Raw genomic sequence first — 15,312 nt, 5'->3', positions numbered from 1 at the left:
CGCATCCCGGGAGCTCTGCTCCAGAGGTGACAGCACCGCGGTCATGGCGCTGGGCCTGGTCAGTGGCTCGCAGAGGGGGGCCAGATTTCGTGTCGCATCTGGACCAGTTTTCGCTGTCGCCTGACACGCCCATCTCCACCTCAAGCGACTGGACCGTACGGCCTCCGAACTGATCTGCTCCTGCCTGAACCCCGATGAAGCCCTTTCTCCCCAACTGACCCGGCGCATCGTCGAACGCTGCGATGGGATTCCCCTGTTCGTGGAAGAAACGACGAAATCGATGCTGGAGCAGCTGCGGGCGAACGGCCCCAGCGGCGGTGATGGCGGTGATGGCGGTGATGGCAGCGACCTCATCCCGGAAACGCTGCACGACTCCCTGGCCGCCCGCCTCGATCGACTCGGGCCGGCCCGCAGCCTGGCCAGCATCGCGGCGGTCATCGGCAGAAGCTTCACCTACGAACTGCTGGAGGCCGTCTCCAGCCAACCGGAGGCATGGCTGCGCGAACAGATGGATGCACTGCTGGTTTCCGGGCTGCTGCAGTTCTCAGAACAGACCGCCGGTGAGGCCTACGAGTTCAAGCATGCACTGATTCGGGATACGGCCTACGAAACGATGCTGAAGCGGGATCGGCAGACCCTTCACGAACAGATCGCCAGGACACTCTCGGGTCAGTTTCATGAGCTCGTGGATGCGGAACCCCAGCTGCTGGCCCATCACTACACGCGCGCCGGTTCCTTCGAGCAGGCGATCCCCCACTGGATCAGTGCGGGGCGGAAATCCTCCGACATGGCCTCCCATGAAGAAGCTGTGCAGCATTTCCAGACAGCCCTGGATCTGCTGCGCCACGAAGCCTGTCGTCGGGAGGGGCTGCCCGCCTCCCTGGAGCTGAACCTGCTGCTGGGCCTGGCCATGAGCCTGGCCGGATCCCGCAGCTACTCGGCGCCCGAAGTGGGCCAGATCCTGGAGGAGTCCCGGACACTGGCAGAGCGCCTGGAGGACAGCCAGTCGTCCTTTGCGATCCTGCGCGGCATCTGCAACTTCTGCATCGTCTCCTGCGATCTGGACAATGCCGAGCGCTCGGCAGGTGAATGCCTGCAGCGATGGGATCAGGGCCGGGATCCCATCCATGGCATCGAAGCCCATTTCTCCATCGGTTACGTCCATTACGTCAAGGGATCCATGGCCCTGGCGCGCCAGCATCTGACCCAAAGCATTGATCTTTACCGTCTCCATGAAGGCTGGGATCTGGGTTTTCCCTCCACCCACGATCCGATGACCGGTTCCCTCACGGCCCTCGCCATGGTGGAGCAGGCGTGCGGACCTCCCGATCAGGTGGCCGCCACCCTGGAACAGGCGCGGCAGCATGCGGAACGCCTGGGCAGGAACTACGAAACGGTCTACACGCTGAGCCATGAACTGCTGATTCATGTGCTGCAGGGCCGCTACCTCGAGGCCATCGCCCTCAGCGATACCATCCTGGGAATCTCCGATGCCTATGGCTACCTGACCTGGCGCGCCATTGCCAAGGTCTACAAAGGGGTCGCCTTGGCCCACGCCGGCCAGGCGGAGCCGGGGGGCGAGGCGCTGTCGATCGCACTGGAAGGCATGCGCGAACAGCAGCGCCTGGGCGTGATGACCCTGGAGGGCTTTCGGCTGGCGGAAATTGCCACGCTCCACTCCCTGGCTGGCTCGGTGTCCGAGGCCTTCGCCACCATTCAGGCGGCGGCGGAGGCGGTCAGACGCTCGGGTGAGGCCTACTTCATGCCCCTGGTCCATGTGCGCCAAGCGGATGTGATCGCCAGAGCCCAGGGCCATGACGAGCCAGCGGTGATGGAGGCCCTGGATCAGGCCCTGGCCATCGCCAGGGCCCTGGGAGCCGCCAGTTTCGAGACGATGATCAACGCGAAGAAACAGCTCTACGCCCGGGAACGGATCGGCGGGTCCGCGCTGTAACGCGCGTCATCCACCCCTCAGCGCTTCAGGCCAAGGGCCTGGCGCGCCAGAGAAACGGACAGGCCGGCCCACTGGATCGAGGCATCCGCCATGTCGGCGGTCAGGGACAGGCAGGCCATGGGAATGGTGGTGAGTTCACGGAGCAGGGTGCTGCCGGCCGTTGGCGCCACACCATCGGCTTCCGCCAGCACGGTGGAGCTCACCATACGCAGATCGGAACGGAGGGAATAACTGGAGCCCAATCCCGCCAGCTCGATGAAATCACCATCGCGCTTGTGCTCCCCAAGGCCGAGCTGGTTGACCAGCGGCAAGCCAGCGTGGTTGAAGATCTGGATGCGGAAGTGGCCGAGACCCCAGAATCGGAGTTGGCGCACGTTCTCCGACTGCCAGACCGTCTCCAGCAGGGCCTGATGGTCGGAACAGGCGGGATCCACACTGCTCCTTGTCTGCTTGAGGCTGTTGATGGCCAGCTTCGGAGACAGGAAAGTGAAGCCATGGACCAGCTCCGCGATACGGTTCAGGACACCCCCCGAGCTGGCCGCGTCAGGATGGGGCCACGGCAGCCCGAACCCGTCCCCTGCCTCGGCTGCAGCGCGATCCAGAACCGGAGCGTCCTGAAGGTCGGACACCTCCCCCTCGCGCAGGGCATCCGCCTGGAACTTGGGGTCCGCCTGGATGCGAATGATGGGCAGCATCTGCTCATGGCTGTCATGGCCATAGCGCATGTAGGTGGGCACACTGATCCCCATCGAGTCCGTATCCTCACCGAACAGCTCTCCGGAGAGGGAATCGCGGGACGGGGGGTGAGGTGAGCCCGACGGGCGGGAGTCCAGGCAATCGAATCGCCCCACAAGCTTGGAAAGCCCGATCACTTCTCGTCCCGTGATCGCCGAACGGATGTTGTCAACGCAGATGAAGGGGTAGACCCAGCAGATCTTGTCCGGGAATCCGTTGTTGAAGCGAAGAACGGGGAACGAGAAAAAGACTTCGTGCTGGCGGGTGGTGCGCTCGGGATGGAAGCTGCCAGACCGCATGTCCGGATAGAAGAGGACCCCAAGGACAACGAACGGCCCTCCCAAACCGGCACCCACCAGCGGCAGGGAGGACAGCGGCCAGTAGGTGAAGGAATTGGATGCTGGGTTGAGATAGTTCGAGCAGAAGCTCTCGAGGGCGCGGGCCTCGGCCTTGAGCTTGAAGTAGTGCGACTGGATCCCCGTGAAGAGGTAGGGGGGGGCCTCCTGCTGGCCATCCAGTGGATTGTCGAGATAGGGAAGATCGTTCACCGATGCAGGCGCGACTGGTCCCGATAGGCGTGGGCTTACCCTACTCGCAGAACACAACCGCATTCCTCGAGCAAAGCACCGCCGTAGAGGTGGGCGGGCGACTGAAACCCCGGGGCGAGCTGGCCCTGGAGGACACGCCCGACGATCGCCGTTGCCGTCGCACCGGTGACGGTATAGCCGTCCGATGTCCGGATGCGGAGGAAGCGGCAGCGTCGCCAGCGATCCTCCGCTTCCACCACCAGGGTGAAGCCGGAACGCTGCCGTTGTGCCGCCGAGGGGGCCTGGGGCCAGCCGTGGCTGACAAGATCCAGCAGCCGCTGGCCGAGGACCGACTGGTGGAGAGGGGCCACGCTGGAGCCGGCCCGGTAGGCGAATTGAACGGGCCAATCCGCCTCGGCATACACCTCCAGGGTGGCGATGCCGTCGGTGACCTGGCTGATCACGACATCCGGCCAGGTGACGGCCAACGCCTCGCGCAGGCCGGCGCCGAAGTCGAAGCAGCGTGACACTGACCCCGCAGGCAAGGTGGTGGGCGTCCCGTTCCTGCGCACCGTCACGGTGGAGCTGGTGAGTCCCATCAGGCTGCGGAACGTGCCCCGTGACATCACATCCGGGCTGGAGAGGGCCAGCCGCAGAGCCACCGCTTCGGGGAACCGGGCCCGGGCCATCGCCAGGAGGCAATCCGAGGCCACGATCGAGAAGCCGATCCCCGGCATCAGCATCACGCCGTTGTCGGCGGCACGATCACCCAGATCCATCGCCTGCTGAAACACGGGCCATTCCCCGGCCAGATCGAGATAGTGGGTACCGGTGCGAATACAGGCGGCCATCATCGGCAACGCCGTGCGCTGGAAGGGGCCCGCCGCATGCAGCACCACGTGAATCGCGTCGAGAGCAGCCTCGATCTGGGCAGGATCATCAAGCGAGAACACACGCCAATCCAGGTTCCAGCGGCGCGCCATCTCCACCAGCCGGGCTTCATTCCGGCCCGCGAGCACCACATCGATGCCCTGCTCCAGAAGGCAACGGGTCAGCAGGCGACCGCTGAAGCCGGTGGCGCCGTAGAGCAGGACGCGACCGGGAGGATAGGCGACACCGTTACCAGGAGATTCAGGCATCAGGTCGCCCGGTTGAACACCCAGGGAACCAGATCCTCAATGAAGTCCTTGTCCTCCGACTCCGGCAGGTGCCCATAGGCCCTGGTGAATTCATGGCGTGCGGCTCCCGCCAGGGACTCCGCCACCATGCGCGCATAGTCAAGGGACCCCTTGCGAACCATGAGATCCGCCAGCCAGGCCACGGACTCTGCGGTGCGCTCCTCCCGGCGCAGGTTCATGAAGTGGTCGAGCTGTTGGCGTTCGCTCGGATCGCATTGGTCACGGACATGAATCAACAGCAGGGTGTGTTTGGCTTCGAACAGATCCCCCCGAGGCTCTTTTCCATAGGATGGTTCAGAGGAGAAGTTCAACAGATCATCCTGGATCTGGAAGGTGGCCCCGAGAAAGAAACCGAAGCGAACCACGGCATCAGGATCCACAAGGCCATGGGTACCGAGCAGCATCCCCACCTGGGCCGGCCAGATGGTGGCCATCCACGCCGTCTTCTTCAGCACCATGGTGAGATAGTCAGCCGTGGTGATGTCATGGCGATGGTTCTGTCTCCAGCCGATATCGAGCGCCTGCCCTTCCGCCGTTTCCCGGGCCATCCGTCGCGTCACGTCAAGAAATCTTCGGGCAAACAATCCTCCCCGGCTGCCGACATGGTCGAGCAGGGGGCCGAAGGCCATCAGCAGCATGGCATCGCCGGCGTTGATCGCCAGCGGCACACCATGCAGGGCATGCAAGGTGGGGAGGCCGCGACGCTCCAAACTTTCGTCCTGGATGTCGTCATGAATGAGCAGGGCATTGTGGAGAATCTCCACGGCGCCAGCGAAGGGGATGGCGTCCTCCAGCCGTCCCCCGAAGGCACGCGCATTGGCCATGCAGATGCACGGCCGCATCATCTTGCCGCCCCGGCTCGGATAATCGGCCAGGAGGTCATGGAGATAGGGAGCCCGCGGCTGGCTCGTGAGATAGCGATCCACGTACTCCCGGATCAGCGTTCCATAGGCCTCAAGTAGTGGCTGGATCGTTCTGGTCATGGCTCCCATGCACCACAAGGACCATGGCCTGCCCTAAAGCGGCTCGCCGCCATCGTCGACTCCAGAGCCTGCAGGGGCATCCCGCCGCTCCTGGGAGCGTTCACGATCCCCGCGGCGCTGATCAACTTCCTGCAGCAGAAGATCCATGGCATCAAAGTAGGTGTTGGCCATGTCCCGTCCCAGCTGGATCATCCGACTGGTCAAGGTGCCGAGGTCGCGGGAGGTATCGGCCGCGCCGTGGGGTGCCTGCTGGCTGTAGCGCTCGGCGGCGTCGTGACCCTGACGGAAGTTCTCGCCAATGACCTGATAAGCGGTGCGGATGGTGTCTTCCACGCTGTCGGTGATGCGCCGCCCCCCCACCTGCGGACCGCCCTCTGACCAGCCGCTCCGCAAGGGCGTCTCACGCTCGATCGGGGGACGCTGCCAACGGCCATCCGGGGACTGGGAATCTGACATTGATAGGCACGTACGTTAACGGGGATTGTATACCGAAATGTTCAAGGATGATCGTATCCGTGAATCTCAGCCAGAGGCGGTGAAGCAGACAGGGCATGGGCCGCCAGCCGCCCCGAGATCACGGCGGCTTCGGTGCATCCCTCGTTGAACCCACAGTCGGTCCAGTCTCCGGCGATGGTCAGGTTGTCGTAGGTGGAATCCAGTGGAGAAATCCGATGCTTCAGGCTGCCTGGCAGCGCCAGCACGTAGCGGTCGCTAGGGTTGACGTTCGCCCGCCAGTACTGACTCAGGAATCGCTGCTCGCCCTGCGGCTGTTCGGCACCCTCCGCCGGAGCGGGATCGGCCAGCAGCTCCCAGCGGAAGGCACCGGCGGCGTCATAGGCCCGGGGCCACAGAACCGAGCCGGCGTTGCACAGAAAGGCCATGGCATTCTCCCGGACCTCCTCCGTCCGACGGAGCGGATAGGGGCTGTCGGAATCCGCGGGAGATTCAGGCGGATCCCTGAGCACCCCGCAGAAGTAGAGGGCGGTGGCGGGAGGCCGCGCCCACGCCTCCTCAGGAATGACATGGGCCATGTCACACCAGGTGTCAAAGGGCTTATCGAACGCCGAGACGATGTAGGGAGGACCCTGCCATCCCAGCTGGGACAGATCCTCCTGCAGCCAGATCTGGAAGGCCTGCGTCGCCGTGGTCTTCACCTTCTCCACCATGGTGGCCCAGCGCTGATCCCTGGCCAGGATCTGGGGGCAGACATGGGGGATCGCGCCGACGCTCACACCCAGGACCACGGCATCGAAGTCACGCGTCACCTCGAGGCGGCGCCTGGAGGTGAAGGAGCGATCCCAGTGCGATTCGAAATCCCGCTGTTCGAGGCGGAGGCGCTCACCGTCGACCAGCTGCTCGAAATCGGGCTGGGACGGCCAGCAGGGGCGATGGCCGACGTTGATCAGGGGGTCATAGTCGCGATTGCCATGGATCTCTGCCTGGACGTCAAAGTCGAGGGCTGCCACATGGCTGCGGTCGCCGGGCTGGATGGGTGGCCCGGCCGGGATCTGAACATTGGTGAGCTTGTGGAAGAACTGGAAGCGCACCCCCCGGCGACGCAGCAATGCATAGAGCGGGGCGAACACCACATCGCCCATGCCCGCCCGCAGGCGCCAGAACAGGGAGCCGCGATAGCCGAAGAACATGCGCAGGGAGCCCCGGATCGCCTGTCCGGCCGCGAGGGCCGGCTTGCTGGAATCACCGTCCTCGTAGGCCAGGGCAAGGTCATAGAGACCGACCACGAAAGGAGAGCGCACGGCCCGCTCCGAAGCTCCATTGAGGCGCAGCCACTCCCTGCATTCGTAGTGGTCGATCGCGTCCAGTCCCCGGGGGTCCCGGAGCAGGTTGAAGCGAACACTGCCGACGATGATCGCCAGCACGAGATCGACGATCTCCCAGATGTAGCGCTTGGGGTGATCCGAGAGCCAGCGCTCTTCCAGCCAGGATCGGATGGTTGCGTTCAGCTCCTCAACGAAGCGCATCAGGGGGGCTTCCGTGGGCAGCGGCAGGGTCCGCAGGGCACTGCCCAGGAGTCCGAGGCCTTCCGCCATCACGGCCGCTCCTGTGAAGGTGCCTCCCGCCAGCCAGCCGGCCATCGCTTCGAGCAGGTCTCCGGGCCGGCCCTCACCCGGCGACTCCGTGGAGGTGCTCACCTCCACGTCCAGGATCAGGGTGCGCAGCATGGCAATGGCCTGCTGCAGATACCCCGCCATGGAATAGACGGCGCCGGGTTCCAGGGGATCCCCCGGGAGGCCCGGCCTGGGGGGGAACGGCGCCGTCCACTTCTGCCAGTCAGCCGATCCTGAACGGGAGAACAGGCCCACATCCATTTCCGGCAGAAAGGCCTCCTGCCAGGGGCCGAACGGTGAACCTTCCGGCGACGCCTCCAGCGCGGCGTAGCACTCCCGCATCATGCGGAAGGAATTCTCATAGAAGCCCAGCCACACATGCAGTCCGTGCTCCTCCACCCGACCGGAGGGACCACGGCCTGAGGCCCCCTTGCCCCCCAGCCTCCACCCCTGCTGGTACACGGTGATGGCGTAGCGGCCGTTGTGCTCAGGTCTGGAGAGTTCGTAGGCCGCGGTCATGGCGCCACAGCCACCGCCGATGATCACGACTCTGACCGGCTCCCCCACGACCATCCGGATCCATCAGCCGCCGTGTCGGCAAACGCTACCGGACCTTTCCGCTGGCCTCACATCCGCTCCAGGGTGGGAATGCCCAGCAGGCCCAGGCCCTGCTTGAGGGTCTCGGCGCTGAGGCGACACAGGGCCAGCCGTGAGCCCCGGGCCGGCTCCTCGGCCCGGAGCACCGGCACCTGGTCGTAGAAGCGGTTGAACAGCTGGCAGAGCTCGAACAGGTAGCTGCACAGGCGGTTGGGCAGCAGCTCCTCCTCCACCTCCTGGACCACGGCATCGAACTGCAGCAGCTGGCGGACCAGCGCCCACTCCTGGGGTTCACTGAACGCCAGCGACGCCAGAGCCTCCGGGCCCGCGGCCCCAGCCCCGTCCTCGTGGCCGCCCCTGCGGGCGATCCCGGCGATCCGCACCACCGCGTAGAGCAGATAGGGGGCGGTGTTGCCGCTGAGGGCCAGCATGCGATCGAAGCTGAACTGGTAGTTGGTGATCCGGTTGGTGGACAGATCGGCGTACTTCACCGCCGCCAGGCCCACGGTGGTGGCCACCTCGCTGATGAAGGCCTCCTCCTCCTGGCGTCCCTCCTCCTCCAGGCGGCGGCGCAGGTCGGCGTCGCAGCGCTCCACCGCCTCATCCAGCAGCTCCTTCAGCCGCACGGTGTCGCCGGCGCGGGTCTTGAGCTTCTTGCCGTCCTCCCCCTGCACCAGCCCGAAGGGCACGTGCTCCAGCCGCCCGCCCTCGGGGATCCAGCCGGCGCGGCGGGCCACCTGGAAGACCCCGGCGAAATGGCTGGCCTGGCCGGCGTCGGTGACGTAGATCACCCGACGGGCACCGTCGCCGTCGGGGGGGGTGGCGAAGCGGTAACGGATGGCCGCCAGGTCGGTGGTGGCGTAGTTGAAGCCGCCGTCGCTCTTGCGCACGATCACGGGCGGCGCCTGGCTGGCCGTGCCGTCGTCGGCCTCGAGGAACACGCACTGGGCGCCGCCGTCGCTCACCAGCAGGCCGGCGGCGGCCAGATCGGCCACCACCGCTTCCAGGTAGGGGTTGTAGAAGGATTCGCCACGCTCGTCGAGGCGGATGTCGAGGCGGTCGTAGAGGCGCTGGAACTCCCGGCGCGACTGGTCGCAAAGCAGTTGCCAGCAGCGGCGGCTGGTCGGATCGCCGCTCTGCAGCTTCACCACCTCCTCGCGTGAGGTGGTCTGGAAGGTCTCGTCGCTGTCGAAGCGGGCCTTAGCCTGGCGGTAGAAGGCCACCAGATCGCCCAGGTCGACGGCATCGGCGGTGTCGAGGGCCTCGGGCGCCACCTGCTTGAGGTGGGTGATGAGCATGCCGAACTGCGTGCCCCAGTCACCGACATGGTTGAGGCGCAGCACCGGATGGCCGCGGAACTCCAGCACCCGTGCCAGGGCGTCGCCGATGATCGTGGAGCGCAGATGCCCCACGTGCATCTCCTTGGCGATGTTGGGGCTGGAGAAATCCACCACCACCGGGGCGCCCCCGGGGGCCACGAGCTCCACTCCCAGGCGGGGATCGGCCAAGCGGCGGGCCACCTCGGCGGCCAGCACCTCGGGCCGCAGGGTGAGGTTGATGAAGCCCGGGCCGGCGATCTGCGGCGGCAGGCAGAGAGCGGCGAAGCCGGGATCCGCCTCCAGCCGGGACACGATCGCCGTGGCGATCGCCCGGGGCGCCTGGCGCAGGGGCTTGGCCAGGGCGAGGGCGCCGTTGGCCTGGAAGTCACCGAACTCCGGCTTGCTGGCGGGCCCTAGCTGGGGATCCAGCGCCGTGCCGGCCTCCCGGGCGGTGGCGGCCGCCTCGGGGAACGCGCTCTCCAGGGCCCCCAGCAGCTGGCTGTTCAGGGCGTGGGCGATGCGCAGCATGGAGCGGAACCGGTCGAACGGCAGGCGTGGACCCGATCATCCTCCCCGGCGGGTCGACGGGTCAGGGACCACGTGGAGCCTGAGCGGGCGCCGCGTCGTGCTCGCTCCCTCATCACCAGAGGGAAGCGCCAGGAGGCGCTGAGCGTTCACTGCAGCGCCCAAGACCCGGGCCACTGACCCGATTGCGGCGGCAGCGACCGCCCTCGATCGGCCTCCCAGGGCGGCGCGACGCCCGAGACTTAAGGATTGACTAAGGCACCTTTGTGCTTGGTGACAAACCCTGTGCTATGGTGAGAAGACTTTCAGGTGTTCGCGGTGTTGGGTCGGTCTCGGCAGAACCAGCTCCTTCTGGCCAGCTGCGTTGCAGGGTTGATGGGCGCAGCTGCACCAGCCATGGCCAAAACCGGGTTCGATGTTTATTTCGACGCTGCCCCTGGCAATAAAACGAGCCTTTACAGCACCGGCGTCACCGCCAAACTATCCTTTGACTTCAAAGTAAACCCCAACGATTCCAGTACCTATCTTCTAGATCTTGGGATTTCCAATACATCCCCGGCCAGCGGCAAATCTTCGAGCACCCTTGTAGGGCTTGCTTTCAACGAGCCCCTCAAGAGCGACAACAAAAGCGAAGCCATTTCGCTACTTGGCTATAATCCACTGGTTTCTGGATACGAGCGGGTCTTTGGCGGCATCAGCAATCCCAACCGAGAGCAGAGAAACCAAGGTGCTCTGTTTATCAAGGATAATAACAAGACGCTCACGGGTAACAGCACGGCACCCTATAAGCCCTTCGCCCCCTTTGATTTCTGCGCCCGCGTGAGCAGTTCAAGCGGTTGTCATGGTGGCTCCGGCGATAAAGGCATTGTTGGCGGGAAAACCGTCAATGTCCAATTCACCTTGAAATCCAACGATCCAAACATTGCCACGGCGGATCAAGTCGCCGAAAGATTCTTCAATCTGTTTAACCAATACACGCCAACAGGCAACAATTGGAAAGACGCGCAGATCGCTCTTCGCTTCCAGGATGTCATCACTGGTTTCAAAAAGAGTGGCAAGCCTGAAGTATCTAAAAACGGCGAAAAAGTTACCGGATTCGCCAAATGGCGCGTGATTGACTAAGGGCCCGTGGACGAGGTTCCTGGCCCCTTGCCTGTCGCGGGTGGCATCGTCGCCTTCGGATGGAGCCGCAGACTGCGCCGTCGGATCAAGACCATTGCAGCAGAGAGGGCCAGCGCTCTTTGATCTCCATTGCAAGCTTGCCTTTCTGACACCACCCCCCTGTCGATCAAGGGGGATTTTTTGTGCGAGCCGTGCGGAAGCTGGTGTGCTTTGGCAGGAGCCCAGGCTTTTGATTGTGACAGTGTTTTTAGCCTCTTTGCTTCTCAGGAGTGGGCAGAATCTGCAAGCTTGGTCATACCCAGTCACACATTCACGGCCCGGTCGGTTGAAAGAGTGGCAACTTCCATGGCCTGGCAATGATGTTGCTGGGGGAAAGTTCTAGCGCCTGAATGCTTACGATCCCGTGGCGCTCGCCGTTCATCCCATCGACATCCACGCCGATTTCCCCACAGGCAACCCAACGGGCAACAGGGGAACACAGGTTCAAGCCTGGATGTCCTGATGACCGACACCAAGGGAATCAGCCCATTCGATTCGGAGATCCTGGCTGATCGGCTGGCCTTGATGGCCATAGCGCTGTTTGTGATCTATCTCATCAGCCTGCTGGCCAATATTGTGCCGGTGAGCCCGCTGGACACGGCCTGGCAGCTGCGCTTCATTTCGGCCTGCCTTGACTCCGGCACCATCCCCCTGGTGGCCCTCGGGCTGCTGCATCTGGCCGCCTACCTCAATCCCGGAAATCCCGCCCTGCAGAAGCGCAGAGACGCCATGGCCCGCTGGGCGGTCCTGGCTGTCATCGGCTTTCTGCTGATCATCCCGCTGCAGGCCTTTGCCGGCTGGAACAGCGTGGCGACGGCCAGGGCCAACGTCGCCCGCCAGCTCTCCGTCGCCAACGGCACCTTCGACCTGCTCCAGGAGACCATCACCACGGCCACCAGCCTCGACAACCTCCAGGCCCGGCTGCAGGCGATCCAGACGCCGAGCCTGGGGATCCGCTTTGAAGATCTGGGGCTGCCGCTGCCGGAAACCAAGCGCGCCATGCTCGCCCGCCTCAAGGAGGTGCGGGAGCAGGTGGAGGCCAGGATCCAGGCCCCCGCGCCCCAGGCCGTTGAGGCCGTCGCAAAGGACAGTGTGCGCGTCATGCTCTCCTCCCTCGCCCTGGCCGTCGCCTTCGCCATGGGCGCCCAGCGCAAGGGAAGTGATGTGCCGTTGCTGGTGGAGTGGCACACGGCGATCAGCCTGCGGGGACCGCGGGCGCAGCAACCCGAGGCGGGGGGCCTGCTGGGCCTGCCCCTTCCGGGCCGCTCCACCGCCGCCAGCGAGGAGGAGTACTTCTCCCGCCTGGTCCCCGAGGACGACGACAGCTCGGAAACCGGGGTACCCCCACCCCTCTGAGGCTTGCGGACCGGTGCTCCGGATGGCACCATCCCGGAAGGTACAGGCCCGCATCGGAGAGCAGCGTCGTGGCTGCAGATCCGCTACAAATCTGCAGGTCATGCTTAAAGGCACTTAGGGCGATAGAGCTCTGACCCTCAGGCTTCCATGAGGGCTCCTCCAAGGTGCTGGCAGCCGTGATGCCGTCGGCGGGAACCCTTGCCACCACTGGGATTCTGCCGTCCTCAACCCCGCCTGAGAGCCCCCATCCCCCCTGGCGACATCGTCCTGGCGGCCATTGGCCGACCTCCCGGGCGAGGCCGCAGCTGGCGGCCTGCAGCGATTTTTGCATCCGAAACCACCGGACTGGTGGTGCAATTCCAAGGAAATGCTCAGCGTCGGTCACGCAACTCTCCCCGTGAATTGGCCTGTGCATAAAGACAGCAAAGCTGCTGCAGAACGATGATGAGTGCGGGGGAAAAGGGTTCCTTCCATCAGCCCCCCCCGGCAACAAAGTCGATCCCCCCAGTGCTCTGGGCGCAACGACTTTGAAGATCTCCTGAAGCATCCGCCTGTCAATGGTTGGAAGCTTCGGGTGGTGATGGATGTCGCTTGCTGTTTACCCCTCTCTTCGCCATGACTACCACCGAATACGCAGGGGGCCAACAATCACTTTCCCCCCTCCTTACTGAACTTTCGAGCCAAGCAAGACGCTCCTCTGATACAACCCTCAGCCTCCTGGTCGACGCGGCCCCGGCCCCAGCCGATGCGCCCGCCACCCTGATCAACGCCGTTCTGGCCACGACCAAGGCCTCACCTCCCCCCCCTGGTTCGGCCAATGCCCTGGGCAGCCTCGAAGCCAGCTTTTCGGCTCCGGCCGCCCAGCCCGCCGCACCGGAGGCCATCTTCCAGAACGGCGTCAGCCTCGTCGCCGCCCCGGCGGTGGCCACGACCAGCCACCAGGCGCTGAACGATCCCTGGCCCGGGGAAGCCTCCGGCCCATCCGCCGCCGCCATGGGACCCACCTGCGGTTGCCGGGCCTGCAGCGTGCTGGCCGTCACCACCGGTGACGGTGCCGCCGCCTGGGACACCACCACCGACCAGGCCCCCCTGGTTCTCAACAGCCTGGTCACCCTCGGCACGGGCGTGAACCTGAGTGACGTGTTCCGGCTGCACAGCAACCCGAACGCCACGAAGACGATCTATCTCGACTTCGACGGCTATCAGGTCAACAACTCCCCCTGGGAGAACGGCGGCAACCTGAGCCTGAAGGGCTTCTACAGCACCTTCGACGACAAAGCTCTCACCGAAATCCAGCGCATCTGGCAACGGGTGGCCGAGGACTTTGCCCCCTTCAACGTCAACGTCACCACCCAGGACCCTGGCACCGAAGCCCTGCGCAAGTTCGGGACTGGCGATGACCGCTGGGGCATCCGGGTGGCCTTCACCAGCAACCTCAACCTGCTCACCGGCAAGGCGATCACCAATGCCGGTGGTGGTGGCACCGCCTACTACAACAGCTTCAACTGGAGCACCGACGACGTGGCCCTGGTGTTCAACCGGGGCGAATACACCGCCGCCGAGACGGCCAGCCACGAAGTCGGCCACACCCTCGGCCTCACCCATGACGGCGCCGGCACCACGGAGTACTACGGCGGCCACGGCGGCACCGGTCCCACCAGCTGGGGCACGATCCTTGGGGCGGCCTGGCTGGGCAACGACGAGAACCTCACCCAGTGGAGCAAGGGTGAGTACACCGGCGCCAACAACACCCAGGACGATCTTGCCACGATCACCACGGGCAACGGCTTCACCTACAACGTCGATGACCACGGCAACGCCTTCAGCACCGCCACGGCGCTCACCGGGCTGACCTTCAGCAGCTTCGGCATCATCGAACGCAACACCGACGTCGACATGTTCCGCTTCGACACCGGCGCCGGCCTGGTGTCCTTCAACATCGTCAACGCCTCCCGGGCCTTCATCGGCAGCCCCGGCAGCACCACCACGCAGTACCTCACCGCCCGCGGCGCCAACCTGGACATCGCCGCAACCCTCTACCGGGCCGACGGCAGCGTCGTCCAGACCTTCAACCCGGCCGATCTGACCACGGCCAGCTTCTCCACCACCCTCGCCGCCGGCACCTACTACCTCGGCATCGACGGCGTCGGCTTCGGCACCCCCCTGGCCAGCACCCCCACCGGCTACACCGACTACGGCAGCCTCGGCCAGTACATGGTGAGTGGCACCGTCCAGCCCGCCGGCAGCACCCCGCCCCCCACCACGACCACAACCCCGCCGCCGACCACCAGCACCGCCAGCACCCTCCAGGTGCTCGATCCCAACGGCGCCGTCGAGCTGCTGCGCGACACCACCAACAACCGAATCTCCGTCCGCGTCAACGGCCTCACCTCCGCCGTCCGCTTCCGGGGCAGCCAGATCACGGCCACCCAGTTCGCCGATCGTCAGATCCTGGCCGCGGAAACCAACGCCGCCGGCAAGAACCAGATCCTCTGGAAGGTGGTCTCCACCGGCCAGATCCGCACCTGGACGCTCGATGGCAACTGGAACTTCGTCAGCTCCGACAACAACCTGACCACACCCACCAGCAGCGCCGGCCTGCTGTTCCAGCAGCAGTTCATGGTCGATGCCACCGGCACCCCGCTGACCGGCACCAGCCAGCCCCCGACCACCACCACAACGACCACCACCAACAACACGAGCACCAGCACCGCCAGCACCCTCCAGGTGCTCGATCCCAACGGCGCCGTCGAGCTGCTGCGCGACACCACCAACAACCGGATCTCCGTCCGCGTCAACGGCCTCACCTCCGCCGTCCGCTTCCGGGGCAGCCAGATCACGGCCACCCAGTTCGCCGATCGTCAGATCCTGGCCGCGGAAACCAACGCCGCCGGCAAGAACCAGATCC

General features: G+C 65.1%; 10 protein-coding genes. 4 read left to right on the top strand and 6 right to left on the bottom strand.

All coding sequences use genetic code 11. The features are described 5' to 3' along the window. Positions 1–259 precede the first annotated feature (259 nt). Complete coding sequence (locus VB737_RS00385) at positions 260–1,954, top strand: ATP-binding protein (protein WP_500310193.1); 1,695 nt, start codon at positions 260–262, stop codon at positions 1,952–1,954. A 17-nt stretch (positions 1,955–1,971) separates the two neighbouring features. On the opposite strand, the gene VB737_RS00380 is transcribed toward VB737_RS00385, so the two are convergent. The 6 genes from VB737_RS00380 to argS all read right to left on the bottom strand — a co-directional run bounded on the left by VB737_RS00380 (position 1,972) and on the right by argS (position 9,890). Further along, positions 1,972–3,237, bottom strand: coding sequence for a hypothetical protein (locus VB737_RS00380; RefSeq protein WP_500310192.1), 1,266 nt, complete (start codon positions 3,235–3,237; stop codon positions 1,972–1,974). Positions 3,238–3,272: 35 nt separating this feature from the next. Next, on the bottom strand, positions 3,273–4,355 hold the full coding sequence (locus VB737_RS00375; RefSeq protein ID WP_500310190.1) for a saccharopine dehydrogenase family protein: 1,083 nt from the start codon (positions 4,353–4,355) through the stop codon (positions 3,273–3,275). Then, positions 4,355–5,377: a polyprenyl synthetase family protein gene (locus VB737_RS00370; protein ID WP_500310188.1), complete on the bottom strand. Its 1,023-nt coding sequence runs from the start codon at positions 5,375–5,377 to the stop codon at positions 4,355–4,357. The genes VB737_RS00375 and VB737_RS00370 overlap by 1 nt, the downstream gene beginning before the upstream one ends. A gap of 33 nt (positions 5,378–5,410) precedes the next feature. Further along, positions 5,411–5,770, bottom strand: a complete 360-nt coding sequence (locus VB737_RS00365; protein ID WP_500310186.1) for a hypothetical protein — start codon at positions 5,768–5,770, stop codon at positions 5,411–5,413. 104 nt (positions 5,771–5,874) lie between these two features. Next, complete coding sequence (locus tag VB737_RS00360) at positions 5,875–8,019, bottom strand: NAD(P)-binding protein (protein ID WP_500310184.1); 2,145 nt, start codon at positions 8,017–8,019, stop codon at positions 5,875–5,877. Positions 8,020–8,072: 53 nt separating this feature from the next. Next, positions 8,073–9,890, bottom strand: coding sequence for an arginine--tRNA ligase (gene argS, locus VB737_RS00355; RefSeq protein ID WP_500310182.1), 1,818 nt, complete (start codon positions 9,888–9,890; stop codon positions 8,073–8,075). Between the two features lie 393 nt (positions 9,891–10,283). Here argS and VB737_RS00350 point away from each other — a divergent pair, with 393 nt between their 5' ends. The 3 genes from VB737_RS00350 to VB737_RS00340 form a co-directional block, all read left to right on the top strand. Beyond that, positions 10,284–11,009: a hypothetical protein gene (locus tag VB737_RS00350; protein ID WP_500310180.1), complete on the top strand. Its 726-nt coding sequence runs from the start codon at positions 10,284–10,286 to the stop codon at positions 11,007–11,009. 564 nt (positions 11,010–11,573) lie between these two features. Continuing rightward, positions 11,574–12,404: a hypothetical protein gene (locus tag VB737_RS00345; RefSeq protein WP_500310178.1), complete on the top strand. Its 831-nt coding sequence runs from the start codon at positions 11,574–11,576 to the stop codon at positions 12,402–12,404. Between the two features lie 615 nt (positions 12,405–13,019). After that, positions 13,020–15,312, top strand: a 2,293-nt coding sequence (locus tag VB737_RS00340) for a zinc-dependent metalloprotease family protein (RefSeq protein ID WP_500310176.1), incomplete at its 3' end; no start/stop codon positions are given.

Source organism: Synechococcus sp. BA-120 BA3 (assembly GCF_034931285.1).
Taxonomy (GTDB): Bacteria; Cyanobacteriota; Cyanobacteriia; order PCC-6307; family Cyanobiaceae; genus Cyanobium.
This window is presented reverse-complemented; position numbering and strand designations above follow the sequence as displayed.